This window comes from Hyphobacterium sp. (assembly GCF_965217055.1).
In the GTDB taxonomy this organism is placed as follows: Bacteria; Pseudomonadota; Alphaproteobacteria; order Caulobacterales; family Maricaulaceae; genus Hyphobacterium.
This window is the reverse complement of record NZ_OZ244227.1, coordinates 356,354-379,690: the sequence shown is the minus strand read 5'-3', so window position 1 is coordinate 379,690 and position 23,337 is coordinate 356,354. Positions and strand designations below refer to the sequence as shown.

The 23,337-nt window shown below is 64.5% G+C and carries 31 protein-coding genes, 1 tRNA gene, 1 rRNA gene and 1 pseudogene; 20 read left to right on the top strand and 14 right to left on the bottom strand.

Translation table 11 applies throughout. From position 1 onward, the window contains the following. Positions 1-65: 65 nt before the first annotated feature. Together rrf and ACOOFN_RS01865 are read left to right on the top strand one after the other, a co-directional pair. Positions 66-180: ribosomal RNA gene (gene rrf, locus ACOOFN_RS01870) — 5S ribosomal RNA — on the top strand. A 187-nt stretch (positions 181-367) separates the two neighbouring features. Further along, positions 368-1,504, top strand: coding sequence for a hypothetical protein (locus ACOOFN_RS01865; protein WP_420433113.1), 1,137 nt, complete (start codon positions 368-370; stop codon positions 1,502-1,504). Here ACOOFN_RS01865 and ACOOFN_RS01860 read toward each other — a convergent pair. Together ACOOFN_RS01860 and ACOOFN_RS01855 are read right to left on the bottom strand one after the other, a co-directional pair. Continuing rightward, complete coding sequence (locus tag ACOOFN_RS01860) at positions 1,501-2,715, bottom strand: 2OG-Fe(II) oxygenase (RefSeq protein WP_420433111.1); 1,215 nt, start codon at positions 2,713-2,715, stop codon at positions 1,501-1,503. The genes ACOOFN_RS01865 and ACOOFN_RS01860 overlap by 4 nt on opposite strands. Continuing rightward, positions 2,712-3,515 (bottom strand): FkbM family methyltransferase, encoded by an 804-nt coding sequence (locus tag ACOOFN_RS01855; RefSeq protein WP_420433109.1) that lies wholly within the window; start codon positions 3,513-3,515, stop codon positions 2,712-2,714. Before ACOOFN_RS01855 ends, ACOOFN_RS01860 begins: the two co-directional genes overlap by 4 nt. Before the next feature lie 152 nt (positions 3,516-3,667). Here ACOOFN_RS01855 and ACOOFN_RS01850 point away from each other — a divergent pair. Together ACOOFN_RS01850 and ACOOFN_RS01845 are read left to right on the top strand one after the other, a co-directional pair. Continuing rightward, positions 3,668-3,744 (top strand) — tRNA-Met (locus ACOOFN_RS01850). A gap of 226 nt (positions 3,745-3,970) precedes the next feature. Further along, positions 3,971-4,252 (top strand): hypothetical protein, encoded by a 282-nt coding sequence (locus tag ACOOFN_RS01845; protein ID WP_420433107.1) that lies wholly within the window; start codon positions 3,971-3,973, stop codon positions 4,250-4,252. Positions 4,253-4,306: 54 nt separating this feature from the next. Here the strand turns inward: ACOOFN_RS01845 and ACOOFN_RS01840 are convergent. From ACOOFN_RS01840 to ACOOFN_RS01805, 8 genes and pseudogenes are all read right to left on the bottom strand, one after another. Continuing rightward, positions 4,307-5,317, bottom strand: a pseudogene (locus ACOOFN_RS01840) (recombinase family protein); the annotation flags it as partial. Positions 5,318-5,464: 147 nt separating this feature from the next. Continuing rightward, on the bottom strand, positions 5,465-6,136 hold the full coding sequence (locus ACOOFN_RS01835) for a hypothetical protein (RefSeq protein ID WP_420433105.1): 672 nt from the start codon (positions 6,134-6,136) through the stop codon (positions 5,465-5,467). Further along, positions 6,129-6,551, bottom strand: coding sequence for a hypothetical protein (locus ACOOFN_RS01830; protein ID WP_420433103.1), 423 nt, complete (start codon positions 6,549-6,551; stop codon positions 6,129-6,131). Before ACOOFN_RS01830 ends, ACOOFN_RS01835 begins: the two co-directional genes overlap by 8 nt. Then, positions 6,544-6,726, bottom strand: coding sequence for a hypothetical protein (locus tag ACOOFN_RS01825; protein ID WP_420433101.1), 183 nt, complete (start codon positions 6,724-6,726; stop codon positions 6,544-6,546). The genes ACOOFN_RS01830 and ACOOFN_RS01825 overlap by 8 nt, the downstream gene beginning before the upstream one ends. Positions 6,727-6,734: 8 nt before the next feature. Further along, entirely contained in the window at positions 6,735-7,013 is a 279-nt protein-coding gene (locus ACOOFN_RS01820; protein WP_420433099.1) for a hypothetical protein, read from the bottom strand. A gap of 106 nt (positions 7,014-7,119) precedes the next feature. Beyond that, complete coding sequence (locus ACOOFN_RS01815) at positions 7,120-8,823, bottom strand: DNA cytosine methyltransferase (RefSeq protein ID WP_420433097.1); 1,704 nt, start codon at positions 8,821-8,823, stop codon at positions 7,120-7,122. Between the two features lie 2 nt (positions 8,824-8,825). Next, a complete protein-coding gene (locus ACOOFN_RS01810) occupies positions 8,826-10,190 on the bottom strand; it encodes a ParB N-terminal domain-containing protein (RefSeq protein WP_420433095.1) in 1,365 nt (454 codons plus the stop codon). Continuing rightward, the gene (locus tag ACOOFN_RS01805) at positions 10,187-10,540 is read right to left on the bottom strand and encodes a hypothetical protein (protein WP_420433093.1); all 354 of its coding nucleotides are present in this window, start codon (positions 10,538-10,540) and stop codon (positions 10,187-10,189) included. The genes ACOOFN_RS01810 and ACOOFN_RS01805 overlap by 4 nt, the downstream gene beginning before the upstream one ends. 219 nt (positions 10,541-10,759) lie before the next feature. Between ACOOFN_RS01805 and ACOOFN_RS01800 the strand changes: the two genes are divergently transcribed. After that, positions 10,760-11,077 carry a hypothetical protein gene (locus ACOOFN_RS01800; RefSeq protein WP_420433091.1) on the top strand — a complete coding sequence of 106 codons (318 nt, stop codon included), beginning with the start codon at positions 10,760-10,762 and terminating at the stop codon, positions 11,075-11,077. Here the strand turns inward: ACOOFN_RS01800 and ACOOFN_RS01795 are convergent. Continuing rightward, entirely contained in the window at positions 11,061-11,750 is a 690-nt protein-coding gene (locus ACOOFN_RS01795; RefSeq protein WP_420433089.1) for a S24 family peptidase, read from the bottom strand. The two genes, ACOOFN_RS01800 and ACOOFN_RS01795, sit on opposite strands and share 17 nt — an antisense overlap. A 97-nt stretch (positions 11,751-11,847) precedes the next feature. On the opposite strand from ACOOFN_RS01795, the gene ACOOFN_RS01790 reads away from it, so the two are divergent. Then, the gene (locus tag ACOOFN_RS01790; RefSeq protein ID WP_420433087.1) at positions 11,848-12,108 is read left to right on the top strand and encodes a helix-turn-helix domain-containing protein; all 261 of its coding nucleotides are present in this window, start codon (positions 11,848-11,850) and stop codon (positions 12,106-12,108) included. Between the two features lie 5 nt (positions 12,109-12,113). On the opposite strand, the gene ACOOFN_RS01785 is transcribed toward ACOOFN_RS01790, so the two are convergent. Then, positions 12,114-12,344 carry a hypothetical protein gene (locus ACOOFN_RS01785; protein WP_420433085.1) on the bottom strand — a complete coding sequence of 77 codons (231 nt, stop codon included), beginning with the start codon at positions 12,342-12,344 and terminating at the stop codon, positions 12,114-12,116. Between the two features lie 62 nt (positions 12,345-12,406). Here ACOOFN_RS01785 and ACOOFN_RS01780 point away from each other — a divergent pair, with 62 nt between their 5' ends. The 9 genes from ACOOFN_RS01780 to ACOOFN_RS01740 all read left to right on the top strand — a co-directional run bounded on the left by ACOOFN_RS01780 (position 12,407) and on the right by ACOOFN_RS01740 (position 17,068). Then, positions 12,407-12,901, top strand: a complete 495-nt coding sequence (locus ACOOFN_RS01780; RefSeq protein WP_420433083.1) for a hypothetical protein — start codon at positions 12,407-12,409, stop codon at positions 12,899-12,901. A 222-nt stretch (positions 12,902-13,123) separates the two neighbouring features. After that, positions 13,124-14,167 carry a phage Gp37/Gp68 family protein gene (locus tag ACOOFN_RS01775; protein WP_420433081.1) on the top strand — a complete coding sequence of 348 codons (1,044 nt, stop codon included), beginning with the start codon at positions 13,124-13,126 and terminating at the stop codon, positions 14,165-14,167. Then, the gene (locus ACOOFN_RS01770) at positions 14,164-14,586 is read left to right on the top strand and encodes a hypothetical protein (protein WP_420433079.1); all 423 of its coding nucleotides are present in this window, start codon (positions 14,164-14,166) and stop codon (positions 14,584-14,586) included. The genes ACOOFN_RS01775 and ACOOFN_RS01770 overlap by 4 nt, the downstream gene beginning before the upstream one ends. Continuing rightward, positions 14,583-14,816 (top strand): hypothetical protein, encoded by a 234-nt coding sequence (locus tag ACOOFN_RS01765; RefSeq protein ID WP_420433077.1) that lies wholly within the window; start codon positions 14,583-14,585, stop codon positions 14,814-14,816. Before ACOOFN_RS01770 ends, ACOOFN_RS01765 begins: the two co-directional genes overlap by 4 nt. Next, a complete protein-coding gene (locus ACOOFN_RS01760) occupies positions 14,813-15,574 on the top strand; it encodes a hypothetical protein (RefSeq protein WP_420433075.1) in 762 nt (253 codons plus the stop codon). The genes ACOOFN_RS01765 and ACOOFN_RS01760 overlap by 4 nt, the downstream gene beginning before the upstream one ends. After that, positions 15,571-15,849 (top strand): hypothetical protein, encoded by a 279-nt coding sequence (locus ACOOFN_RS01755; protein WP_420433073.1) that lies wholly within the window; start codon positions 15,571-15,573, stop codon positions 15,847-15,849. The genes ACOOFN_RS01760 and ACOOFN_RS01755 overlap by 4 nt, the downstream gene beginning before the upstream one ends. Beyond that, positions 15,846-16,178, top strand: a complete 333-nt coding sequence (locus ACOOFN_RS01750; protein ID WP_420433071.1) for a hypothetical protein — start codon at positions 15,846-15,848, stop codon at positions 16,176-16,178. The genes ACOOFN_RS01755 and ACOOFN_RS01750 overlap by 4 nt, the downstream gene beginning before the upstream one ends. A gap of 171 nt (positions 16,179-16,349) precedes the next feature. Beyond that, a complete protein-coding gene (locus ACOOFN_RS01745; protein WP_420433069.1) occupies positions 16,350-16,697 on the top strand; it encodes a helix-turn-helix domain-containing protein in 348 nt (115 codons plus the stop codon). Next, a complete protein-coding gene (locus ACOOFN_RS01740; RefSeq protein WP_420433067.1) occupies positions 16,694-17,068 on the top strand; it encodes a GcrA family cell cycle regulator in 375 nt (124 codons plus the stop codon). The genes ACOOFN_RS01745 and ACOOFN_RS01740 overlap by 4 nt, the downstream gene beginning before the upstream one ends. Before the next feature lie 8 nt (positions 17,069-17,076). On the opposite strand, the gene ACOOFN_RS01735 is transcribed toward ACOOFN_RS01740, so the two are convergent. Then, the gene (locus ACOOFN_RS01735) at positions 17,077-17,844 is read right to left on the bottom strand and encodes a type II toxin-antitoxin system HicB family antitoxin (RefSeq protein WP_420433065.1); all 768 of its coding nucleotides are present in this window, start codon (positions 17,842-17,844) and stop codon (positions 17,077-17,079) included. Between the two features lie 9 nt (positions 17,845-17,853). Then, on the bottom strand, positions 17,854-18,063 hold the full coding sequence (locus ACOOFN_RS01730) for a type II toxin-antitoxin system HicA family toxin (RefSeq protein WP_420433063.1): 210 nt from the start codon (positions 18,061-18,063) through the stop codon (positions 17,854-17,856). 83 nt (positions 18,064-18,146) lie between these two features. On the opposite strand from ACOOFN_RS01730, the gene ACOOFN_RS01725 reads away from it, so the two are divergent. The 5 genes from ACOOFN_RS01725 to ACOOFN_RS01705 all read left to right on the top strand — a co-directional run bounded on the left by ACOOFN_RS01725 (position 18,147) and on the right by ACOOFN_RS01705 (position 23,334). Continuing rightward, complete coding sequence (locus ACOOFN_RS01725) at positions 18,147-19,118, top strand: helix-turn-helix domain-containing protein (protein WP_420433061.1); 972 nt, start codon at positions 18,147-18,149, stop codon at positions 19,116-19,118. Further along, on the top strand, positions 19,105-19,935 hold the full coding sequence (locus ACOOFN_RS01720; protein WP_420433059.1) for a hypothetical protein: 831 nt from the start codon (positions 19,105-19,107) through the stop codon (positions 19,933-19,935). The genes ACOOFN_RS01725 and ACOOFN_RS01720 overlap by 14 nt, the downstream gene beginning before the upstream one ends. Positions 19,936-20,223: 288 nt before the next feature. Then, positions 20,224-20,910, top strand: coding sequence for a hypothetical protein (locus ACOOFN_RS01715; protein WP_420433057.1), 687 nt, complete (start codon positions 20,224-20,226; stop codon positions 20,908-20,910). Further along, positions 20,900-23,098 carry a terminase gpA endonuclease subunit gene (locus ACOOFN_RS01710; protein ID WP_420433055.1) on the top strand — a complete coding sequence of 733 codons (2,199 nt, stop codon included), beginning with the start codon at positions 20,900-20,902 and terminating at the stop codon, positions 23,096-23,098. The genes ACOOFN_RS01715 and ACOOFN_RS01710 overlap by 11 nt, the downstream gene beginning before the upstream one ends. Next, entirely contained in the window at positions 23,098-23,334 is a 237-nt protein-coding gene (locus ACOOFN_RS01705) for a hypothetical protein (RefSeq protein WP_420433053.1), read from the top strand. The genes ACOOFN_RS01710 and ACOOFN_RS01705 overlap by 1 nt, the downstream gene beginning before the upstream one ends. Positions 23,335-23,337: the final 3 nt, after the last annotated feature.

Below are 23,337 nucleotides of genomic sequence, written 5' to 3'. Positions count from 1 at the left end.
CGTTCGCGTGCAAAACAAGAGCGACGGTTACAGAATGTCTCAATGTTACGGATCAAACGCGCCGACCGGGTGGTAATTGCGAGGGGACCCCACCCGTTCCCATTTCGAACACGGCCGTTAAGACCCTCTGCGCCGATGGTACTATGTCTTAAGGCATGGGAGAGTAGGTCGCTGCCCGGTCTGCCCGTTTGATCCGACCCTGATCTTTATCGATGACACAAAAAGCCCCGACGGTTCGCCGCGGGGCTTTTTTCGTGTCTGGATTCCAGTGCCGATTTGACGCCAGTCCGCAGCCTCACGAAATCGTTTCTTGCCCGCGTTCATCGATTGGGCACGCTCGACTGGCAATCAGGGGAGATTGGCTGTGATGCTGGAATTGATGGCTGCCGCACTTCTCGTCCAGGACGCACCGCGCGACTGGGACGAGTTATTCGACACTCAGATCGAGGCACAATGGGAGGATCCCAACCACCGTCAGTATGACTTCTGGATTGGCGAATGGAATGCCAATTGGCGGCCGCGCGATGCGGACGGTCTCGGCCATGCACCGGAAGGAACGCGCACGCACCAGTACGTGGTGCCCATTCTGGGCGGCAAAGCGATCATGGAGCTTGCCATGCCCTGGGAGATCACACCTGGCGTCGCCCAAGGCCGCGGCTTCTCGTTGCGCTATTATGACGAGGCGAACCAGCGCTGGATCATGGCCCAGCACTGGCCCAATCCGCAGTTCGATGGCGTTGCCTTTCTTGATCAGCTGACCGGTGCGGACGATTTCGGCCGCATCATGGTCTACAGCGCCTCGATCCGCCCGCGTCAGCCCGACGATCCGCAACAGCACCGCCGCTACACTTTTTCTGACATCCGGGAAGACGCTTTCCGTTGGGAGGGCGCTAACACGGCCGATGGCGGCCAGACCTGGACGACATGGAATGTCGTCGAATTCCGTGAGCTCGACCCGATGGTCGACCTTCCCGGCGCCGATCAGCCCCTGCCGGGCTATCATGAGGGCCTCCTTTGCACGGATGACGCCCACCGCGCCATGGACCCGGTGGTCGGGGAATGGTCGGGCACTGCTGTCGCGGACGATGGCAGCGAACAGCCGGCGCACCTTACCGCTGGCCGCATGCTCGATGGCTGCGCCATCGCCGCGGTCTTCGAACGCCCCGAAGCAGACTATCGCGCCGCGACCTTCTGGTCATGGAGCCCAGTTGTCGGCCGCTGGTACGGCCTCTATCTCAACAATCAGCCGGGCGATGGGCATCGCTATTATGTCAGCGAGACGGCAGGCGAGGGCGCGGAATTCCGCCTCAATCCGGCGGCTGCGATTCCCGACGGTGAGGCTCCCTTCATTTCCGGCTGGCGTGCCGATACATCGGGCAGTCTGCAGCGAGTCGAATGGGTAGAAATCGCCGCCGATCGGCTCGTCTTCCGGATCGAGACACGGCCCGATGCGGACAGTGTTTGGGCGCTGGCGCGGGAATACCGGCTCGACCGGGTTGACTAGGCCGCGCGGTCGCGCAGCCACAGACTGACAAGCGCCTTCCAGCCCGATTGTACGGGTTGGCCCTGGTGCAGGGATAGCGGCTCGATCTCACCGTCAGCACGCACATTTCGGAAGGATAACCCGTCGCCGGTCGAGCCTGCCCATGCCGTCTCGAAGCGCGGAAATTGCGTCGCTCCGCCTCTCTCGGCGGGATGCAGGCAGATCAGGCTGGTCGCCACGCGTTGTCCGCCGCGTTCGATCTCGCGCGCAGCTCCTGCGTCGTCGGGAGCGAAATAATCAACATGCGGTTTGTATTGCTCGCCTGGCCGGTAGAAGAGCAGGTTGAGGCGCTCCGAATGCGCAGGCGGACAGTCGGCCATTCGCGCCATCAGGCCCTCCACGGCGACATGGACAAGATCCTGCAAATGCGGCGCAAACGTCATCGAGAGTGATTGACGGTGCGGATCGCGCACGCGCTGGCCGCTCGTGTCATCGACGATCGTCGAGGGCTGCAGCGCTTTCAGGCCTGACGTCAGCACATGATCGCCCACCGCTGCCGGCAGGACGTCCGGATGCAACTTTGCGGACAGATCGTGGATCAGTATCGAGGCCTCGCCCTTGGGCAGGTCTCCGGACAGCCGCGTCCGCAAATCGTTCCAGTCAAACCGGTCCGGAGCGGCCAGGCGATCGCCGCTCTCCGCCTCCTTGGCCAGTTCATCTGCCAGCGGATGGCGGGAACGCTTCAGCCGGTCGCGTGCCGAGTTCAGCCAGGCTTGTCCTGAAGCGCGGCCCAGGCGCATCACCGCCATGGCCGCCGACATGTCGCCGGTCGCGGCGGCAGTGCCGAGCAGAGCCAGTGCCTCATTCTCGCAGCGATACATCAGAGCCAAGAGGCCCGTTTCGCGCTGGGTTGCTGGATCGCCGGCTTCGGCCTGGTCGATCAGGTCGGCTACCGCAGCGGCCCAGCCGCCCGTGCCGGGCCAGTTCTGTGCAAGCGCATAGCGATGAAACATCCGGGCAGCCGGCAGGGCGTCGCGGATCGCCGCGAGCTGCGCAGCAGCTCCAACAAGATCGACTTCGCCGCCCTGGCCGTAGGCGAGGGCGACCGCCAGCGAATAGCCGGCCACGGCCTCGCCATCTTTCGCCGCCTGGCGCAGCAGGTCTCGTCCCTCTTCGGCGCGGCCTTGCGCGAATGCTGTTTCGGCCTGTTGAAGGGCGGGGGAGCGCATCATCTGCATCCCGAGCGTTCAAGGATGACATTGCGGCCGAGATCGCGGACGATCTCGTAACCCTTCGACAAGGCCAGCTGCACCGGGTCTTTTTCCGGCGTCGCCAGCAATTGCTCGACGATCAGGATGCGCGGCCAGACGGTCTCAGGCGCTCTGTCAAGGAAGGGGGCCAGGATCCGGTGTTCCTGACCTTCGACATCGATTTTCAGCGCATCAATGCGTGTCACATTGCGCTCGGCAAGATAGTCGGCCAGCGGAAGCGCCGGCACGCTGATCTCCTCGCCGACGCCTTCGAGCCCGCTTTCGCCGCGATTATGGTGATTGATGGTGAAGCGGATTTCGCCGCGCGTATCGGAAATCGCCAGCTCGTCGAGCTGGACGGCTGCTGCAAAACGATTGGCCGCCAGGTTGAAAGCGAAGCGGCGCGCCATTTCGGGCTGCGCCTCGATCGCGAAAAAGCGCGTGCCGGCTTCAGCTTGCGCTGCAAGATGCAGCGTATAGCTGCCGCAATTGGCGCCGACGTCGATGAACACGAATTCCGGCGTCAGCGCATGGGAAAGATGCGCCAGCTCCTGCGGATCGAAGCGTCCGGGCGTATAGAGCACGCGCTTTTCCGATAGATTGTCCTTCGGATGCAGACGCGCCCGGAAGCCCAGTGTCTCAATGTCGACGGCGTCAGGCGCGAACCAGCTCCCAAGCCGCGTCCAGACCTTGCTGTCACTGCGCCGCGCGCGCGCCAGCAGCGCCGCAAAAAGCCCGCTAGGCATCTTGGCGCCCCAAGCTGGATTGTCATGGTCTTCCATGCGGTTTGCATAGGCGAGAGAAATCGCTGCGCCAAGCTGTCATGATCAGGCGGCGGGGCTTGCATCCCCGCCGGGCATGGCCTAGATACGCCGTCCCGCCAGCGATGGCAGGGCTGTCGCAAGGCAGGTTGGCCGCAAGGTCGACACACTGACGCGGGGTGGAGCAGCCCGGTAGCTCGTCAGGCTCATAACCTGAAGGTCGTAGGTTCAAATCCTACCCCCGCACCCATCTTTACTACACCTCTCCCGCTCTCCTGGACTTCCAGGAGGGCGGCGAGGTCGCCTTCGATCTCGACGGTGACGTGTTCAGCCGCGCCGCCCGGTGAGACGCGGATGGCGGTGATCAGGTCGCGAATCGCTGTTACGGCGTCGCGGCGGGCCGACATCGTGTCCGGCCGCAGCAGGGCGTCATTCAATTCCTCGACATAGCGGCGGTACTGCCGCGCCGCCTGCGGGTGGATCCGGACGACCTGGGGGTCGTCGATCGTTTCCAGTTCGGCCTCGAGTCGGGCGATCTCCTGTTCGGCCTCGGTCGCCCCGTCGAACAGCCAGGCCGGAGGTGTTTCGCCGCGGCGCAGATAGTCGCGCGCCATGGTCACCGTGTTGCGGTGACGGGTGAGCTGCCGCTCGATCGCGGTGCGCCGCTTGACCTTGCCGGCTTCCAATTCCTCCATGCGTTCGTGATAGCAGGCCACCGCATACTCAATGGCGGCCGGTGCCAGCAAATTGTCGCGTAGGCCAGCGAAGACGCGTTCCTCGAGCGCCTCGGCCAGTATGGTGCGGCTGTTCGAGCAGGTGCCCTTGTCGCGCCTGTTGGCGCAGCCATAGCGGTGCTTCTGGGCGACGGTGCGATAGGGGCCGCCGCAGCAGCCGCATTTCACAAGCCCTGCGAGGACGCGCGACGGCCGGCGGCTGTAGGCGGGCTTGACCCCACCGGCGTTGCGCCGCCGGATCTGGACGGCCTCCCAGAGCTCGGCCGGGACGATGCGCAGATGTTCCATCGGCTTCCGGATCCATTCGCTTTCCGGATTCGGGACCATCCGGCACTTCCCGGTTTCGGGATTTTTCACCTTGTGCTGCCGGTTGAAGACCAGCTCGCCGTTGTAAAGCGGGTTGCAGAGAATGCCGTTGAGGCGCTTGGGATTGCCAAGAATCGCGGTGACGCCCCACTGGCTGCCGCGCGGGCCCGACACGCCCTCCCGGTTCAGGGCCTTGGCGATCGCACGAGGCGAATCGCCGGCGGCGTAGCTTTCATAGATCCGGCGCACGACGTCCGCCTGGTCGGGATCGATTTCGCGCAGCCCGCGCTGTTCCCCCTCCACCACCCGGTAGCCATAGCATTGCCCGCCGGGGATCCGCCCCGATCGGGCGACGCCCAGCTGGCCGCGCCGCGTCTTGTCAGCGAGGTCGGCGAGATATATCGCGCCGAACATGCCGCGCATCCCGATCTGGAGGATGCCCTGGGCGCCGTCGCCGATCTCACCGTCATTGGCGGTGATCAGGCGGACGCGGTGCATCTTGCACTGGCGGTGGATCAGGGCGAGGTCGGCCTGGTCCCGCGATAGCCGGTCGAGAGACTCGGTGACGATGACAGCGATTCGGCCGGCGGCGACGGCAGCCATGAGGTTCTGGACGCCGGGCCGGTTGGCGGTCGATGCACCGGACAGGGCGTGATCGGAGAATACTTCGGCGACCTGATAGCCTTGGGCCCGCGCGATTTCACGGCAGCGCGCGACCTGGTCCTCGATCGACTTCTCGGTCTGCAGGTCCGAAGAAAACCTTGCATAAATTGCGGCGCCCATATCACTGCCCCGGTCAGGATTCGGTGGCATGATTCCGCTCCGCGGCGGCACGCGCAAGTGCCCGCACGACCGCGGCGACCTTCGGATCGAGATCCTTGGGCGGCTTGACGGCCTTTCTGGGCAGGGGGCGCGGCTCTGTCTTCACGTCTATTCGCGTTCCAGCTGGTCGATGTTCCGGGCCTGAACCGAAAAGGCGATGGCCACGACCCAGGGGTTCGCTTCCCAGCCAAATCCGCGCTTTGCGTTCAGGCTGTCCCACAGGGCGTGGAATTGCGACTTGTGGCAGGCCGCGCCGCGGCAGTCCGAGCGCTCGACGCCCTCCGCCCGCGAGTCCGCTTCGCTGATATCCTGGATCCGCTCGACGCGAACGTCGGTGACGATCAGCGTGATCCGGCTGGCCCATCTCGGCATGAAGATCGAGGGTTTCCACTTCACGTCACTTTCCGGCGGATGATTATCGAAGCTATGGCGCTCGCATTCGGCCTCGAAACCGCTGGCCCGGTAGAGAATCCAGCCGGGGTCGACATGGCCGACAATGGCGTGGGTTTCCTTCACCCAGAGCCGGTCGCCGGGGGAGTAGTTCAGCCTCGGATAGGGTGACAGACAGTGTTTGGGATACGGATAGGCGTTAAACGGTTTGCCGTCGTAGCAGCGTGCCTCGTAGAGCGGGATGCCGGTCGCCTTTTCCGTGCCGACCAGCTGATGCGATACGCACCGCTCATCCGGCTGCGGGTTCAAAACCCGCCGCGTCTGGGTCTTGCGGCCGTCGAGCAGGGCGCGGATCATCGGGGCGGAGAACAGGATCGGGCGGTCAGTCATCGCTTCTCTCCGGGCGGACCAAACCGAGCTTGTCAGTCAACTTCCCGCCATTGGCGATGTGTCGATCGACGGCGGCCTTGGCCGTCTCGCGCGTGTAGGCAACGGGCTCACCATTCTCGATCCGGTAGCAGTGCTCCGGCTCGGTCAGCAGAATTTCCCAAGTCGGTGTGCATGCCTCGCAGAATGTCAGCCCGTTTTCGGCGTCGTGGCTGTATGGCTCGTCGTCGAATACCGGTTCGAGGCAGCCTTCGCAGGTCGACACAATGTCCGAAAGAGTATCGGCCACCTCGTCGAGATGGAGCGCTGCGGCGTTGTATGCCTGCCATTCCGGCGTCGCCTTCATGGCGGTTTCGGCAGCGGAAACCGCGCCTTTTGCGGTGCGATAATCTTCTTTGCTGTAGGTGACTTCACTCATGGTGCTTCTCCGTCAGGACATAGAGGTGGGCATTGGCGAGGTGGGCGCGGGCCTGGCCCATGCTGCGCAGCGCCTTGCCGCAGATCAGGCAGGTCCGGTGGATCACATGCCGGCTGCTGAAATTCGCCGGGTTCGGCACGATCGCCGGCGTTACAGGGGTTGGCGTGTCGGTCATGCCGGATCCTACAGGGCGTCGACAGCAACGATCAGAGCGGCCCGGGCTTCCTGCAGCTCTGACAGGCGCTCGACGGTGCGGTGCTTCTGGTATCGCTGCTGGCAGCCCGCAAAGTATCGCGCCGCGGCGACGACATCGGCGCCGTCCAGGGCGGCCAGAACCGTCTCGGCGTAGGCGCCGACCTCGCAGACGGGGCGCGGCGGTTGATGCTGGGTGTCCCAGATGATGTAGCCGAGATCCGGGTTCTTCGTTCGGCGCTTGTCGTCGATCGTGTATCTGCGGGGCATCAGCGGCGCCTCCGGGCTAGGTGTTCCAGTGCCCATGACGCCACGCCGGCGAGGACGACGATCGCGCTGAAATAGACCAGCAGGACGGTGGCGGGGTCGATCGGAGTCATGCTGCCTCCAGCTTGCGCTCGACTAGGAAGTCACAATTGGCGGCGACGACCGCCGCGGCGACGTCCGGGCAAACCGAGTTCCCGACGCAGCGGGTCTGTGTTGTCTTCGTGATCGGTGTGCCGTCGGCGCGCTCGCAGATCTGATAGCTGTCGGCGAAGCCCTGGGCGCGGAAAAGCTCGCGCGGCGTGAGCATGCGCATGCCGATATCGACAATCACATAGGCTTCGCCGCCTATCTCGAGTGTGACTAGGCCGAAGCGATCTTTCGTGGTGATGGTGTGCAGCGGCTCTGACAGGCGCGGGTCCTGGTCGGTGCCGTAGTATTTGAACAGGAAGGCGGAGATCAGCCCGGCATGGTTTCCGCCGGCGCAGATGGTCGAAAGCGGCGCGTCGATCGAGCGCGATCGGCGATCGGCTCCTTTCATATTTACGAGGTGTGCTGCGACGACGCCCTGCTGGGTGCCGCGTTGCGTAATAGTCGAGACGGGCTTGCGGGCGTCATGGCCGGCATTGCCGACTTCGCCTCGGCGCCCGCCGCCGGGCCCGTTGTGCTGGGCGAGGAAGGCTGCGACCAGCTGGGCGCCGTTTCCGGTCGGGACAACTGTGGGGATCGGATCTTGTACCGATCGGATGCGCGGCGCCTGGCCGGCGCGCTCGCCATAGCGCGGCACCAGAACCGGTGCGATCACGGCATTCTGGTCTTTCGTTGACGCGGTGATGGTGTGCAGCGGATCTTTTATGTCCCGGCACGCGCCGCCATGTTGGGCGCGCGTGATCATCGGCGTGATCAGTGCGTGCGCGTCTCGAGCGGCTGTGACGGTCTTGAAGGGTTCCTTCAGCGACCAGCCGCGCTGCCAATCGCCGCCATGATTGAGGGTGACGATAAACGGGTCAGCGGCCTCGAGGACGTAGCGCACCACGCCGCGGGCTATCCGGCGCATAGTGGGGTCTTTCAGAGGTCGATTGACGCGCTGGCCAGTGGCCTCATACCAGCGTCTGGCGCCGTCCCGGTCGAGAAAAATTGACGGGCAGGGCTGTGACCAATCAATGATCTCAGCGGCGGTGCGATAAGGCATGCGGTCGCCGCTGGCCACTGCCGGGCTATCTGCTGGCGCGTGAGTCGGCTCTGGCCAAACTATCGGTTGGCCGTCGCGCCGGGCGACCAGAAAGAGGCGTTTGCGAATAGTCGGTGCGCCGTAGTCACAGGCGCGGAGTTCCTTCCATTCGACCGCATAGCCTAGCCGTTCAAGTTCGCCGACCCACTCATCGAAGGTCTGGCCTTTGCGTTCCGGGCAGGGCCGGCCGTCTCGATTGACCGGTCCCCAGTCCCTAAATTCCTCGACATTCTCCAGGCAGATAACGATTGGCCGCGCGCGGCGGGCCCACAGCACGACCGTCCAAGCAAGGTCGCGTATGGTGCGCTTGACCGGGCGTCCACCTTTGGCTTTCGAGAAGTGTTTGCAATCCGGCGAGGCCCAGAGAAGGCCGACCGGACCATGATCGCGGACAATCTCGTCAGGATCCACATTCCATATGCTGGTGGTAAGGTGCAGCGTTTCTGGGTGATTTGCCCTGTGCAGCGCGATGGCGTCAGGGTCGTGATTGATAGCGACGGTCGGCGCTCGGCCGAGTGCGCGCTCGATACCGTTTGAGGCACCACCACCGCCGGCGAAGCAGTCGACAATAGCCAAGCGTTCCATTCTCACTCCGCTCCTTTCAGGATGGCGCGGTTGCCTCCGGTGGCGATGGTGACGGCGCCGTCCTCGGCGCACGCCTCGATCCGCGCGAGGAGTTCTGCAGCTACGGAACGCGCCAGCGGGTCCGCGTCGATCGAGATCCGGATTGCGCCGGCGGTGACGGCCCGCGCGACTTCGTGCAGGACTTGGCGATCGGTCACACTGGCGGCCTCTGTGTCGCGCCTCCAGTTGCCGGACACGCCGTTGCCGGCGCCGTCCGCGCCGGGCGCCGAACCGGGAATTCCCGGTTCTTGTCCCGGTTGCGCCGATGTTTCAGGCGGGATTTCCCGGTTCGGTGCGGCGGCTTTGCCGCCGTTCGACGCAGGCCCTGCGCTGAAATTGCGGTCCATCACCGGCGTCTCCGGATCTGGCGCGGCGGCCTCGGCCTCGGCGGACCGCGCTGCCGGCAACTGTTCCGGCGCCCTGCGCATGGCATCGCACGCATTCTTCCGGGCCCGGATATCCTCGATCGTGCGCCAGCCATCGGCGTAGGCCAGGATCTGGCCCAGGGCGTGGCTTTGTTCGTTTGCGGCAAAACTGGCCAGCTCCGTTGCGAGAGTGACGTTCAGCTGCCCGCTGCGTACCGAATCCTTGGCGGATCCGATCAGGTCCCGCGCCAGCCGGATCCTCTGCTGCACGAAGCGCACAGACTGCCCGGTGGCGCGCGCCAGGGTTTCGACCGTCTCGGCCTGCACCCGGCGTTTCTCGCCGTCGGGTGCAGCTGTGACGCGCGGCGCATAGATGGACAGCAGGCCCTCGCCCTCGTCCATGGGGTTCATGGACTTGCGGGCCATGTTCTCGGTGAGCGCAGCGATCATCGCCTGTTCTTCGGTCATCGGCCGCACTTCGGCCTTGACCGGCCCGTCGTCGGGGAAGCGGTCCTCCATGGCCAGCAGTGCCATGGCGCGCCAGCGGCGCTCTCCCGCGACGATCTCGTAAAATCCGTCGGCGACCGGGCGAACCAGAATGGATTGGCGCTGGCCTTCATCGGCGAGGCTGTCGGCCAGGGCGCCCAGTTCGGCGAGCTCGGGGGAGCCCTCGGTCAGCGTCATCCGGCGCGGATTGTGTTCGCTCGGCACGATCCGGCTGTGCGGCAGAATGACCGGCGCCGCGGCGTCGAGCAGGGCGCGCCCCGTCCTGGTCAGTGCCAGCGGGTCACGGGTGATCCAGCCATCGGCGGCAAATCGTTTCAGCGCCCGCGAGGTGTTGCTGTCGTCAAGACCGAGGGCGCGCGCCATGGCGCCGGGTCCGAGCGGTTCGCCATCTATCTCCTGCCGACCGATCTCGGCGAGCAGGAGGGTCTGGGTCGGGAGAAGCGCGGCGGCGTTCATGACGCGGTTTCCACGCGTGTGTCGCGGCCGGTATCGACGATATGAAAGTCGGTGCTGGGCCGCGCCACCGTCCAGCCCTTGTGCGGGCCGTCCGTCATCATCACGGAGGCGAGCCCATCGCGCGGGTTGAGGTGGATGATGACGCCTTCGGTGACCTGGCCGCGACCGCGGTCAAATATCACCTTATCGCCGATGGTGAGGAGTCGAGGCTGGCGCGTGCCGCCCACCGCGTCCGAAGGGAGGTTCGGCGCGGCGGGCGGCTGGGCCACCGCCGGGGGGGATAGGTCCGGCGGTTCGGGGGAGGGGTTGCCTGGCCGGAATTCGGCGAGGTTGAAAATGGTGGCGGTCATGGGCGGCTCCCGTGATTTGGTCGAGAGCATCAAAACCGTCAAAAATTACGGATGTCAATAAAAACCGTCAAAAATTATCAATCGGCATAACGCAGGTGGCACGAAAATCAACGAGGATCCCGCGCGCGTCTGGGCGTCTTGAAAGGTTTAAGTTGATCGCGTTAACTGTAGCGTAGGCATTAGAAGTAGAGCGTAGAAACGCAGACAGGGGAGATACTTATGAGCGAGGGCACACCTACCAAACCGCCGGCGCGGCCGGATGCTCCGGGGTCCGGCTACGCCTATTTCGGCTGGATTCTTTTGATCGGTGGCGCGGCGCTGATAGTCTGGGGTGGTTTCGCCAGTGGCACGGTATCTGATTGGTCTAGCGCCTCAGGGCGCTTTCAATCGACCTACAATATCGGTCTGCTGAATGCCAAGCTCATCAAGGTATTGGCCGGTGGCGCACTGTTCGTCGCCGGCTCGGTCTTCGTCGCGATATCTGCCATAGTTGATGGATACAACCGCGTGTCCCACGCCGCTAGAACACTGAATTGATCACCTGCACCACGACGAAGGCGATTCTGACCGAGTCGGTGTCGCCGTTCTCATTCAGGGTAACAACGTCCTGGTGGCGCGGATTGTCCGAGACCGGCCGCAACTCGAACCCGTCATCTGTGCGGTGCAGTGCCTTGATCGTGTACTCGAAACTGCCACCGCGTTGCCGCTCGAACACCACCAGTGGTGGATCCGGGCGCATGGCGAGGGCATCGAGTCCGCCAGGCACGTTTTCATAGGGCACAACGATGGCCGTTCCGCCGTCCTGGACGACGCGATTGCAGCTCTCGCCGGAGATCCGCATGGCAAACTGCTGATCCGCTCGAAAAGCGGGGTGAGGCACAAACCGGATGTTTCCCAAGTCTTCGTCCAGTGACACAGCTTCTCTCCACGCGCCGGCTTCTACCACCCCAACAATTTTAGCTGTAGGCAATTCACCTATTGATTGTGGCGGTGAGATGGCTTGCGCGCCGTAGAGTTCGGGAACGGTGAGGGACACGGCGCGGGCAAGCTTCTCCTCGGTTATCCCACGCATGGAGTGGACGCGGCCATTCAAAAAGGCTCGGAGGGTCGGTTCGGGAACGCCGGCCAAGGTCGCCCACCGATTAGGGTTCAACCCCAAGCGTTTCATTGTTGCCTTGAAGGCTTCGCGGCGTTGTTGGATTTCGTCCATGCGCAAAGGCTTAGCAGCGTGTGATATGACGAGCATTGGAAAAGAATTGCGGAAACAATATTGACAAGTCCGTCAAAAATGACGAATGCTCGGAGCTATGCATACGTCCGCTCCTTCCTCGCTGCCGCCAACCGCCATTGAGCGGCACCTCGAGGCTACCCGCCGCCGATTCCGAAACCACCGCTCGTTTGTGAGTGAGCTGGCAGAGGCCAGCGGCGTTCCGGAACCGACTGTACGCCGCATGGTGCGCGGCGACTGGAAGCCGCGGTCGATTGAAAACCTGATCAAGGTGGAGCGCGCCCTCGACAAGCTGGAGTCCGCGCCAGAACCGGTCGGTGCTGACGGGGAGGTCACATGACCCGGTCAAAACGCGCCGCTCGTGCCCGCATCGGGCTGACCGCTCGCGATTTTCGCGTCGGCTGGTTTGGCGGAGTCGTCGCCACCGGCCGTTTCAGTGTGGGCGGCGGATTGGCGATCGACGGCGTCGTCGTGGAGGTCATGGCGAAGCCACTCGGCGACGGTCTTGTCCCGGTCTTCATCGACGGGAAGTCCCATGGCCCTGGCCAGTCCGGATATCGTTTTGTGCGTTGTCATCGCAGGCATGCTCGCCGATTGGCGCTGCGATGTCAGTTGGGAAGCGCGCGCGGTGGCCAAACATGCCCGGCGTAGCGCAGAGTCCGTCCCGCCGCGTCCATGCCGGCCATGTCTATTCCAGCCTGAAGGCTGCGACGTCGCGCCTTCTGCGATCGGCCGGAGGCGCCGAGGCCGTGGCCCCGGTCACCCGCGGGTGCGCCGAGACGATGAGGAATTATCAGCGTCCGGCCCATGACAGCTTCATGCCCGCCGACGTCATTGCCGATGCCGAGCTGGATGCGGAGCGCCCCTTCGTAACCGAACAGCTGGCGCGCATCGCCGGCTATCAGCTCGTCCCATTGCCGGATGCCGTGCCGGGCGAGACGCAGATCCACACGGCCATGCGCGAGGCCGCCGAAATGATTGCCGCGGCCAGCGCGGCGATGGCTGACGGTCGCGTCGACCATGTCGAGGCAGGCCAGGTCTACGCCGAAATCGGCGACGCGATCCGCGCGCTGCACGCCGCGCAGACCTGGTTGGCCGATCAGTTTCCACACCTGAAAGAAGGGGAGGGGTGAAGTGGCTGTTACAACAGCGCATCTCCGACCCGCCGCGATCCAGCCGCCGGCGAATGTAGCCGACTGTCGGCCGGCTGAGATTGGCAACCGGTCGGACCGTTACTTTGCCACGGACCTAGCGCGGAAATATCGACGACTCGAGCGCTTGCGGCGGCCGGATTATTCAGGGTGGGCGCTGCTTATGCTGTGTCTAGCCGTGTTCGGCTCGGCGGTGATATTCTGATGGCCGCATCGTCCCATATCGAATGGACGGATGCGACCTGGAATCCGGTCACCGGCTGCACGCTGGTCTCGGAGGGGTGCCGCAATTGCTATGCCGCCGAGCTGGCGGCGGGCCGCTTGCAGAACCACCCCAGCCGCAAGGGGCTGGCCGTTCGCAACGCGGATGGTATCGCCAAGTTCACCGGCGAGGTCCGGTTCAACGAACAATGGCTTGATCAGCCGCTGCGCTGGCGCAAGCCACGACGGATCTTCGTCTGCGCGCATGGCGATCTGTTTCACGAGTCCGTGCCGGACGAATGGATCGACCGCGTCTTCGCGGTGATGGCGCTGGCGCCGCAGCACGTCTTCCAGGTCCTCACGAAACGCCCGGAACGTATGCGGGAGTATATGCTTGAGCGCGGTCATGCCGCCTACAATGCGCCGCGCCTGGATCCGAATGTCTGGCCGGCGCCGAACGTATGGCTGGGCGTCTCGGTAGAGGACCAGGCCACTTCCGATGAGCGCATTCCGCCGCTACTCGCCACGCCGGCGTCGCTGCGTTTTCTCTCCGCCGAGCCATTACTGGGCTTGGTGGATCTGAACCGGGTTGCGTCGCCCTTCTACGAGGTCGGATTCTACGACGCTCTGAACGGGCTACATCGGGCCGGTCCGATGGATGATGGCGAACGGGTTAGCGGCGTCGACTGGGTTATCGCCGGCGGCGAGTCCGGTGCCCGCGCCCGGCCGTGCCATCCGATGTGGATCCGGTCGCTTCGCGATCAATGCGCCGCAGCGGGCGTGCCTTTTTTCTTCAAGCAATGGGGGGGATGGGCGCCGTATCGCCTTCTGTCGCGGGAGGGCGTCGATGTCATGGGCGTGTATCTCAACGGCGATGTCTACGACAGCCACGTCCCCGAGCGGCTTCCATTCGCTGCGCCGGGTGTCGCAACAATGCTCCGCGTCGGCAAAGCCACCGCCGGCAGCACGCTCGACGGCGAGGTCATTCAGCAAATGCCTTGCGATTCAGCGCAGGCCCTGCGTTCAAAGGACGCGGCCGCGCCATGAGCAACGGCTATCGCCATACCCAGCACGTAACACCGCGCCTGGTCGTCACGTTTTCCGAGCGAACCAGCGGTCCGGCACCGAAGGCGGCCGATTTCGAGCGGGCGGCGAAATTCCTGGCCGTGCGCGCCTGCTATTTCCGCTGCGGTGCGGCGTTGAGTGAAGGGTTCTATCGCATCGCCGATCGGCTGTCGGCAGGCGACGCCGTGTTTGTTGATTGCGGCGGCCGCTTTTCGTGGCGGAGCGGTGCGCCTGATACCGAGATCCTGGAGCTTCTCAATGCTCCCGATGCCGGGCCGGAGCCAGCGCCTGTTCGCAAGGCACGGTCCGTCCCGCCGCTGACCTTCTGGGCGGGCGCCCTGGCGGCGTGCGCGGCTTTCTGCGTGGTCCAGCTGGCCGCTGCAGTCTGGGGGGCGTTATGACGCCGCCGTTCTACGTCATCTGGTTTGGTATGTGCGCCGGCGCTTTCGTGTGCGTCTGGACCGGGCTGCGCTGGATCGCGGCGGTTCGCAGCGATCCACACCTTTCGCCCTGGCGGCGCAAGCGAGACCGCGAGCTGGCCGGCCTGGTCGTAGTCGCGGGCGGTTTGCTGGCGCTCGCCGCATTCATTTCCAGCGCCTTCGTCGCTGTTCCGATCTGGGGGTGGCTGTGAGCGGAATCGCGAAGCCTTCCGAGCCCTGGATGCAGACCGCTAATGAAGTCGCGCAACGCCGGGAGCTTTCCTACGGGTGGGCGGCCGAGTCCGAATTGATTTTGCGTACTGCGATTGAGGCGTTTCTCCGCGAGCGCATGCCGACCGCCAGGCTTTGCCATGAGATGGTTATGGGGGCCCAGACCGTCCGCGCCGATGTCGTTGCTATCGCACCGGAACATATGGCGGCGGTTGAGGTGAAGGGGGCCGGCGATAACACGACGCGACTTCTACACCAGGTGGGCATGTTCCAGCTGTGTGTGCCGGAGGTCTGGGTGATCACTTCGCAGCGGCACCGCGCGGATGCCAGCCTGATCCGCCACTTGTTGCCGAGCGTCGGGCTGATCGTCGCGACGAACATGGATCGCGACTGGCTGCGGCGGCGGTACGGCCCGCTTGCGCCTCTGGAATTCGAGATTGTTGCAGAGCCGGAACCGCGCGAGCCGGTGCTGCGCATGGCGCTGGAAATGCTCTGGCGGGACGAGCTGGAAGCCGTTTGCCACATTCTGCGTGTCGGTGCGAATACCCGCTCGACGCGAGCGGCCATGATCCGGGACATTCAAGCCCTGGTGGAGCGAGAGGCGATCTTTCCAGCAATCTATGCTGCGTTGCGATCGCGGGACGCGCAATGGCGGGCCGACAAGCCAATTCCGCTGGACGTGCCGCGTCTCTCAAAAGTTCTGCAGAACGAGCTTCCTGGTCTTGGGGCAGCGTCATGACCGCCGACCTAGAGATCCGCACGCCGCCGGTTGGGCATGAGGGCCGGTGGTGCCATGTCCGCGGCTGCGGCGCGGAGCCGCGTCACGGCTTCAATGTGTTTCGGGGCGGCAATCCCGGCGACGAGCTGCACGCCTGTCAAGATCGAGAGCACTACCAGGTCGTGGCGGCCGAGGCGGCGCGGCGCATGGGCGTCAAGCGCCGCCTGCCGGATCCGGACCGCGTTACGCCGGACAGGCAGGTCGGCCCAGAGGATCTGTTCGGAGGTGAGAATTGACCCACCTTCGCGAGGTCCCGATCCGATATGCTGATTGCGTGTTTCGCGCCGAGGTCCGCTTTATCGAGGGCGATCCGGCCCGGATAGAAGGGATCTGGCTGATCTCGCAGCGCCGGGATCTCGGCGCGGCCGGGCTCGGCGCGCTGCGCGAGGCGATCGAGCCCGTCAACGCCCTGATCTGTGCTGCGCCCGGCACCGCATTCTCATTCGAGGATTTCGCGCTCTGCGACGCCCTGGTCGGTTCGGCCAGCGGCGTGTTGGCGCGGGCGATTTTTGACGAGTGGAAACACTCTGAAACACCCAAGGAGGGCCGCCATGCAAAGGCATGACATGGATCTGCGCGCGGCGCGGACCGACGTAACCGGTAGCGAATTGCCGGGTTATCGAATGGCAGCGCAGGGGGAGGTCGAGAAGGCGAGACCGACTTCGCGTTTGCCCGCTTTCTTGCGCGGTTGGGGCCTGTCCGGCCTTGCGCGCCGATTGCGCGGAGTTTCGCCGTCATGACGCCGCGCAGAGACTATATTTTCGTTGCAGCCGCCCGCGGCCGCGAACCGGCGGAGATCCTCGAGGAGGTGGCGGCACGCCACGGCGTGACCGTCCGGCAGCTGACCGGTCAACAGCGGCAGAAGTCGATCGTCATGGCCCGGCGCGACGCAATCCGGTGCCTGGCTTCCGAGCCGACGCCGGCGGGCAGATATCGCTCGCTTCCGCAGATCGGCCGGCTGATGAACCGGGATCACACGACCATCGTCCATCACGTCAAAAGCCTGACGGGCGGCGGGATCGGCGCTTTGCGCAGGGATCCGGGCGATTCGTGGGGTGCGCTGATCACCGAGGTTGCAGCATGACGCTGCGCTCCGCCCCCCTGATTAGCCGGCGCCGTGCGGTCAGCGAGTTCAACGGTGCGGCCGCCCGCGACCTTGTCGCGCCGGATCCGGACGTCGAGGCCGGGCAGTTCCTGGCCGATGCAGCCGCAGATAATGGCGACGCTGCTGATCGTGGAGCGGCCGCTGCGCTAGGGCTCCGCCACGGTGAGTGCAAATGGCCTTGCGGCCAGCCGGGTACAGCCGATTTCCATTTTTGCAAGGCTACGGCGATGCCTGGCCATTCCTATTGCGAGGCGCATCGCGAGATCGCTGTCGATCGAGTCCTGGAGCCTCTACAGGACCTGGCTGGAGCGCCGACCTTCCATAACTTCACGAAGGGAAGGCCACGGTGATTCCCGATTTAAAGCCCGCCCAGATCGTCCAACGCGGCAGCCGCGGCCAGATCGGCCTTGGCGCTAAGCTCGTGCCCGGCAGGCCGGGCCAGTGCAAAGCTGGTCACCGGGGTGACGCCGATCGCGGTGACCGCCTCGGCCAGCGAGTCCGATTGGACCGGCGTGTCAGGGTCGAGAAGACGCGCGGCGTGTTTGCGGTCCTTTTCGAGCAGTCGGGCCAGCTCGGTCTGGGCGCCGCGGCCGTACGCCGCCGCCCATCGCGTCAGCAGGCCGCGCATCGCCGCATAAGGGGTGAGGGCCAGCAGCACCTGGTCTCCGCCGGTCGGCCGAGCGGCGGGCGGCCATGGCTCGCCATGCGCGAGCGCACCGAGGGCCAATTCCTCGAGGGCACCGCGCGCGTCTTCCAGCGCCTCGGCCAGCGTGGCGCCGCCAGCGACAAGGCCGGGCCATGCCGCGCAGGTGATGACGTGTTCTCCGTCGTCAAAGATCGCGATCTCGGCCGGCCATGCCCAGCCTGGCGACGCCTTGACATGGCGTGCACGGGCGACGTCCTCGATGGCGCCCTTAAGGGATTGCCCAACGGAGGCGGAGATCTCGTCAACCGCCCGCTCAAGGATTCTAGCCTCATCGGCGAGCGGCGCGCGGCCGAAGCCGGTGGCTCCCTTGGCTGTGCCTGCCCATCCGATCGTGGTTCCGGCGCGCGTTCTGCCGGGCTTAAGGAACCGGCCGCTCCTGGCGTCGCGACCGGCCTTGTCGATGCTTTTTCCTTTTGCCATTCCGTCCTCCTAGAAGTCTTTCTTCGGTATCTCGATCTGCTTGAGCATCGCGTCGAGCAGGCCCTTGCCGATCTCGCCGGTCTTGACGACCGTGTAGGGTCCATCGGCGCGGCGCACCGTCTGGTGGCCGCCCTTGCCGCGCGAGGGTTCGACCGTGATCCCGATACCGTTGGCCCGGCCCCATTGCTTCGCGCGCTTGATGAATTCCTTGCCTTTCATGACCACTATATAGGACAGTATTGTCCCGAAGTAAAACCGGGATTGGGGACGTTGATGTCCCGCTTCGAGCGGGGGACGCGGCGATGAGCGGGCCTCGCCTTTCCGTCATTCCGGCCGGCGCCCTGGACGATATGACACGCGGCGACATGAAGCCGATGGATTTGCGCGTGCTGTGCGCGCTCGGGACGTTCACGAACGATGCGGGCTGGGCGCGGGTGCGACAGGACACCCTGGCCGATCGGGCCGGCACGACGCGCGAGACAGCCAATCGCTGTATCGGGCGCCTGGTCAAGCTGGGCTGGGTCGAAAAGCACGCCGGTCGGACCGCCGCTTCTGCGTCATCCTATCGTGTGAAACTGGATGTCGATCGGCCTCCGGTAGCCACGGAATCGGATGCTGATGAGGACGCCCATTGTGATCGTGCGGTCACAACGCGTTGTGACGACAGCGGTCACATCCGTTGTGACGACTCAGATCACAACATGAACGAGTCTCTTAACGAATCCCCCCTTTCCCCCCAGTCCGGCGATAAGGCGAAAACCGAAGGCGATCCGGAAACCGGCACGCCCGCTCCGGTTGGGAGCGGGCGGGCGGCCGGTTCCGGTCAGTCGAAGTCAAGGCGGCGGAGGCGTCGCGGCCAGACCGACGAGGCCGCCGCACCTGTCGCGCCGGTCGTGACACTCGCCGATATCCAACCGGATCTCGAGCAGCTGGGCCTGGCCGAGCGCGCTGTCCTGACCGCAGCGCTGAATGGCCGTCAGCCCCCGGCCTCGGTGCGGGCCATGGCGGGCGGCTTCCAGGTGATCGAGGTAACCGACGAGGAGATCTCCGACGGCCATCGCTGGCGGCTCGCCGCGGCAGATCACGTCAATCACGACCGGATGCGCAGCGTCCTGACCGGGGCAATGCTGTTTCTTGGAATTCATAAATCGATCTGGCGTCGATCGCTTGCCGAAAAGCAGGTGGCGAAAGGCCGGGCGCGTTGGGTGGAGGAAGATCCGTGGGGCGTGGAACTGAAACCGGAAATCAAGGAGCCTACCTGTGACGCAGCCTGATCCCAAGCCCAAGGGCCACAGCATGTCAGCCGCCGAACGGGAGGCGCTGGCGCCCAGCTATCTGCATGGCGAAGGTCGGGGCAAGCTTTCGTCCAGCCCCGCAATGCGCTCGGCCTGGGAGGCCCGGTCCGAGCCTATCGAATCTGTAGATCCGGCTACGCAGGAAAGCTGGACGGGCCATGGCAGGCCGCGCGGTGTCGCCCGCAAGGCGCCGGACGGCAAGGGCGGTACGGTGCTGACCGATGTCCAGCGGGAAGAGCGGGACCGAGCTCGCGAACGTCTTGCCGCCCTGCGCGTCATCGCCGATGACTTCGCCAAGGCGAGCGGCGTCGAACGTGTGCAGGCGTTCACCGTCTATGCACGCGGCGAGATCCGGCGCGGCCATTTCCTGCGTGCGCTGGCGCCGACCCGCCAGATCGCCGAGTGGGCGCAGGGACGGGGGCGCAACAGGGCCTGGCTGACGATCGACCAGCTGGTCGCTCTTTCGCTCTACCGTGGCCTGCATGACGCACGCATCGTCGGACGGGCCGTCAGCGATATGGAAGCGCCTCGCGTCGACGGGGGAGGGGCCGGCGATACCCTGCTGGCCATTATCCGTGCATCGGATGCCGGTCGCCGCTTCGAGCGGGCTCGCCGATCAATCGTTTCCCCGTTCTCCCGCCGGGTAGTCGATGCGGTTGTCATTTCCGATCTGCAGCTTGATGCAGTGAGCCTCGGCGCTGAATTTCCGTTTCAGAAGCAAGGCTATATCGAGGGAGCCCGCCGTCTCGCTGTTCTGCAGGGTGCCAACGATCTCGCGAGGCACTTCGGAAATTAGTCAACCGGGGGGTTGACGCCGAAGTCCTCGGGAGCCTATGGACTCGGTCATGGTGCAGATTTGCGCTTGGGAACGCCCGCTTCGGACCGCCGCAGCGGGCGCTTCCATATCCGCAATCCACCCAAATCATTGAAATATCGCGCAAAACGGTGTGGCCACGGGTCCTTCCTGGCGCCGCCGCGTATACGGGGCGGCTGAGCGCGGAATTTTTCTACACACAGGGTTCGGAAACATCGTTGACCGGTTGACCGTCAGCGGTAGACCAACCCGTTGACTGATGGACCTCCAATGACAGAACCGGCAGAACCGCCGCGCCTGGCAGATGGGCGTCCGGCCTACTATCCCACGCCAACCGCGTATGCGCGGGATCTCGGCTTCTCAAAACAAACCGCGACGAACTGGAAGCGCGACGGGCTTATCGTTCTGGTCGACGATCCATCGCGGCCCGGTAAGCAGCGGGTCGACACGGCCGCCAGCGACAAGGCGCGGAACGACCACCAGAATCCGCTGAAGCGCCAAGGCAAGGTCGCCAGCGACGAGCCGACCGCAGCGAAAGCCGCAGCAGGCCACGACAGTTCGGATTTGCAGCTGGCCGCCGCGCCGGCAGCCGATCCGTACAAGCAAAGCGCGGCGGCGTCGGTGGCCCGGGAGAAGGAGCTCAAGGTTCGGAACGCCGAACTGGACCTGAAGATCCGGCTCGGCGAACTATGCCGCACCGAGGACGCCCGGGCCATGGTGTTCAAGGCTCTGCGGCTGATGCGGGACACGATGCAGCGCCTGGCGATGGATGCAGGCGAATCCGCCAATCCGGACGATCCGGCGCGGGCGATCAAGGCTATCGACGAGGAGGTGCAGCGAAAACTGTCGGCGCTAGCTGTTCAGATCGAGACGTTGGCCGGCGGCTCCGACGTAGATCCCGACGTCGATGAGGCCGCGCCATCCGCAGCCGAGCTGGAGGCGTCGGATGCTGGATAGCGCCACGCGATCCTGCGCAGGTGATGGTGGATATGGTTCCTGGCCCGAGCTGGACCAGTGCCTCGACGCAGCCGTTACGGATCTGCGATCGGCTGCCGTTGAGGCCGTGACGCCGGATCCGCCATTCGATCTGTTGGAGTGGACGAAGGAAAACCGGGTCTTCGACGACGGATCCGCATACCCCGGCGCCTACGATCCCGATACCGCGCCATATCTGAACGAGATATTTCAGCTGGCGTCGCCGCAGTCTGGTAAGAAGGAAATCACCGTCATCAAGTGCGCCCAGTCCGGCGGCACGGTGGTCTTGGAGAGTTTTTTCGCAGCAGTCCCGGCCCTGATACCCGGACCTGGCATGCTTGTTCACCCGACGGTGAAGGCGTTCAAGGATTGGTGCGAGGAGAAATGGTGGCCGATGGTGCATGCCACGGCTTGCCTCGACCCGTTCCGAGGCGGCGAAGTCCTTGGCCGCACAGACAAGGCGTCCGGTGGGTCTACCGCAGACCGGCTGAAATTCCGCAAGGGCGGTTGGATCGCAGGGGCTGGTGCCAATTCAGCCGCGACGCTGCGGCAGAAATCGATCCGGTATATGGGCCTGGACGATCTCGACGGATTCGATGACGACGCTGACGGCGAAGGCGACCCGGAAAACCTGGCACACCAACGGACAAAGACTTACCGCCGCCGCGGCCTGGCCATCACCTTGCGCGTATCGACGCCCCTCCTAGAGGGATCGTCGCGGATCATGAAGCATTATCAGCGATCGGATCGTCGGCGATTCTATCATGCCTGCCTTGATCCTGATTGCGGCGCGCTAACCGATTTCGACTGGGAGGATATCCGCCGCGAGGACACTCGCCCGTGGCGGTCCTACGTGGTTTGCCCGGAATGCGGCACACCGCACAGTCATGCTGATAAGCGCGAAATGCAGCAGCGCGGTGTCTGGATCCCGACGGTCGCCATTCCGGATCAGGTAGATCCTGACGGGAAAAAGCCGGTCGAAGGCCAAGGCCTGGAACCAGGTAAAACAGTGTTGCCGGAGCATGTAGAGTTCTGGCGGTCCCGGCCGCTCGGCAGGTATGAAGATCATGCCGGTGTCTGGATCACCGGAGTCATGAATTTCGCTGAAACATGGGACTCAATTGCCGATGCCGAGGAACAGGCTGGCGAGGATCCCGATGCCCTGAAAGTGTTCAACAACACGACGCTGGGGCGCACGTACAAGATCGATTCAAAGACACCCGAATGGGAGGCGCTTTCCGCCGCGCGATGTGAGGATTTCCATCGGGGTTCCGGCGCACACGGCCCGCGGGTCTTTACATTGAGCTGCGACGTCCAGGGCTTCGGCATCTACTGGCTGATCAAGGGTTGGAACGCTCGAGAGGAGGCTTGGTATCTGGACTGGGGCCTGGCGCCCGGTGAGACCGATACGGCTGGTGAGGGCGCATGGAAAGAGCTGACGCGGATCGCCGATCGCGGCGCGCCGCTACCCGGCGGGGCGCGCTTCCCGTTCGACAAGATCCTCGTCGATGCAAAATACAATGCCGAGGCCGTTAAGGACTGGGTGAAGCGCCGTCCGGCAGCATTGGCGATCAATGGGGCGCCTGGCTGGAACAAACCGATCATCTTCCGGACCCACCAGGAAGAGCTGACGAAGAGCGGCAAGAAAAAGAAATTCGGGCTGCGGGTCTGGCACATCGGGACTTGGCCGGCCAAGAACATCGTGGTGACGCGGCTGGCCCGAACGGTCAGCCGGCGGGCGTTGACTGAAGAAGGTCCGCCAGAGGGGTATTGCTGGTTTCCGATCGAGGCGGATGAAGCGTTTTTCCGCCAGTTGACCAGCGAGTACCTGCTGGAAAAGCCGAACAAGCAAACGCAGCGCATAGAGCGCAAATGGGTGGTTCGCACGGGGCAGGAAAACCACCTGTTCGACTGCGACGTCTATTCCATCGCCGGCCTGCACTTTATCGGCGCTCGGGCGAAGGGGCGTGGGACCTGGACGGCTGAAATGTGGGCCGATCGAGATGCGGCAATTTTCGCTGAGATCAAGGCCGCCGGCGGACAGGCTGACCTGTTCGACGCGGCGTTCGTTCGGCCGGACGCAGGCGCGCCGTCCGGGCCCGTTGAAAAGCAGACACCCGAACTGCCGCCGGCTTTGGCGGCAATGGCCCGCAAGAACAAGGGAAGCTGATGACGACGCGAACCGTTGAACAGATCGACGCCGACATTGCGACCTACCAGGCGCGCCTCGACAAGGCATTGGATCCCGATCGCGCAGAGAGCATCAGACATGGCGACCGGGAGTTGAAGCGAGGCGCGGGTGGTGCGGCAATGGTCAATGAGATCCGCCGCCGCCTGGCCGAACTTCGTGCCGAGCGGGCGCGTGTTGCCGGTGGTCACAATCCTGCGCGTCCGGTGAGGATCTAGATC

Coding starts and splice junctions, on each gene's coding strand:
- ACOOFN_RS01865 (WP_420433113.1), top strand. CDS start 368: ATGCTGGAATTGATGGCTGCCGCACTTCTCGTCCAGGACGCACCGCGC.
- ACOOFN_RS01860 (WP_420433111.1), bottom strand. CDS start 2,715: ATGATGCGCTCCCCCGCCCTTCAACAGGCCGAAACAGCATTCGCGCAA.
- ACOOFN_RS01855 (WP_420433109.1), bottom strand. CDS start 3,515: ATGGAAGACCATGACAATCCAGCTTGGGGCGCCAAGATGCCTAGCGGG.
- ACOOFN_RS01835 (WP_420433105.1), bottom strand. CDS start 6,136: ATGACTGACCGCCCGATCCTGTTCTCCGCCCCGATGATCCGCGCCCTG.
- ACOOFN_RS01830 (WP_420433103.1), bottom strand. CDS start 6,551: ATGAGTGAAGTCACCTACAGCAAAGAAGATTATCGCACCGCAAAAGGC.
- ACOOFN_RS01825 (WP_420433101.1), bottom strand. CDS start 6,726: ATGACCGACACGCCAACCCCTGTAACGCCGGCGATCGTGCCGAACCCG.
- ACOOFN_RS01820 (WP_420433099.1), bottom strand. CDS start 7,013: ATGCCCCGCAGATACACGATCGACGACAAGCGCCGAACGAAGAACCCG.
- ACOOFN_RS01815 (WP_420433097.1), bottom strand. CDS start 8,823: ATGGAACGCTTGGCTATTGTCGACTGCTTCGCCGGCGGTGGTGGTGCC.
- ACOOFN_RS01810 (WP_420433095.1), bottom strand. CDS start 10,190: ATGAACGCCGCCGCGCTTCTCCCGACCCAGACCCTCCTGCTCGCCGAG.
- ACOOFN_RS01805 (WP_420433093.1), bottom strand. CDS start 10,540: ATGACCGCCACCATTTTCAACCTCGCCGAATTCCGGCCAGGCAACCCC.
- ACOOFN_RS01800 (WP_420433091.1), top strand. CDS start 10,760: ATGAGCGAGGGCACACCTACCAAACCGCCGGCGCGGCCGGATGCTCCG.
- ACOOFN_RS01795 (WP_420433089.1), bottom strand. CDS start 11,750: ATGGACGAAATCCAACAACGCCGCGAAGCCTTCAAGGCAACAATGAAA.
- ACOOFN_RS01790 (WP_420433087.1), top strand. CDS start 11,848: ATGCATACGTCCGCTCCTTCCTCGCTGCCGCCAACCGCCATTGAGCGG.
- ACOOFN_RS01785 (WP_420433085.1), bottom strand. CDS start 12,344: ATGACAACGCACAAAACGATATCCGGACTGGCCAGGGCCATGGGACTT.
- ACOOFN_RS01780 (WP_420433083.1), top strand. CDS start 12,407: ATGCCCGGCGTAGCGCAGAGTCCGTCCCGCCGCGTCCATGCCGGCCAT.
- ACOOFN_RS01775 (WP_420433081.1), top strand. CDS start 13,124: ATGGCCGCATCGTCCCATATCGAATGGACGGATGCGACCTGGAATCCG.
- ACOOFN_RS01770 (WP_420433079.1), top strand. CDS start 14,164: ATGAGCAACGGCTATCGCCATACCCAGCACGTAACACCGCGCCTGGTC.
- ACOOFN_RS01765 (WP_420433077.1), top strand. CDS start 14,583: ATGACGCCGCCGTTCTACGTCATCTGGTTTGGTATGTGCGCCGGCGCT.
- ACOOFN_RS01755 (WP_420433073.1), top strand. CDS start 15,571: ATGACCGCCGACCTAGAGATCCGCACGCCGCCGGTTGGGCATGAGGGC.
- ACOOFN_RS01745 (WP_420433069.1), top strand. CDS start 16,350: ATGACGCCGCGCAGAGACTATATTTTCGTTGCAGCCGCCCGCGGCCGC.
- ACOOFN_RS01740 (WP_420433067.1), top strand. CDS start 16,694: ATGACGCTGCGCTCCGCCCCCCTGATTAGCCGGCGCCGTGCGGTCAGC.
- ACOOFN_RS01735 (WP_420433065.1), bottom strand. CDS start 17,844: ATGGCAAAAGGAAAAAGCATCGACAAGGCCGGTCGCGACGCCAGGAGC.
- ACOOFN_RS01730 (WP_420433063.1), bottom strand. CDS start 18,063: ATGAAAGGCAAGGAATTCATCAAGCGCGCGAAGCAATGGGGCCGGGCC.
- ACOOFN_RS01725 (WP_420433061.1), top strand. CDS start 18,147: ATGAGCGGGCCTCGCCTTTCCGTCATTCCGGCCGGCGCCCTGGACGAT.
- ACOOFN_RS01715 (WP_420433057.1), top strand. CDS start 20,224: ATGACAGAACCGGCAGAACCGCCGCGCCTGGCAGATGGGCGTCCGGCC.
- ACOOFN_RS01710 (WP_420433055.1), top strand. CDS start 20,900: ATGCTGGATAGCGCCACGCGATCCTGCGCAGGTGATGGTGGATATGGT.
- ACOOFN_RS01705 (WP_420433053.1), top strand. CDS start 23,098: ATGACGACGCGAACCGTTGAACAGATCGACGCCGACATTGCGACCTAC.